This is a genomic window from Pseudoalteromonas sp. SIMBA_162 (assembly GCF_046535955.1).
In the GTDB taxonomy this organism is placed as follows: domain Bacteria; phylum Pseudomonadota; class Gammaproteobacteria; order Enterobacterales; family Alteromonadaceae; genus Pseudoalteromonas; species Pseudoalteromonas marina.
On sequence record NZ_JAWJBQ010000424.1, the window covers coordinates 1 to 271 of the forward strand.

At 59.4% G+C, this 271-nt stretch carries 1 protein-coding gene; it reads right to left on the bottom strand.

Annotated features, from left to right (window positions below):
* A partial coding sequence (locus tag R0J88_RS20325; RefSeq protein ID WP_410900924.1) for a PAS domain-containing protein occupies nt 1–271 on the bottom strand: 271 nt, incomplete at both ends.

Sequence of the window (271 nt, forward strand, 5' to 3'; positions counted from 1 at the left end):
CAGTTGGACTCGCCGGGGTGCTCCGCGCGCAGGCGTTCCAGCTCTTCCTTGGCGGTCATCAGGCCGGTGACATCCTTCTGGACACCAACGAAATACTGCAGGTTGTCATGCTCATCGAAGACCGGTGTCATGGAAAGTTCATTCCAGAACAGGCTGCCATCCTTGCGATAGTTGCGAAGTATCTCGCGGCACGGGCGCTTGTCGCGCAGCGCGGCACGGATGTTGTCCAGCTGCGGCTGATCGCGGTCATCATTCTGCAGGAAGCGGCAAT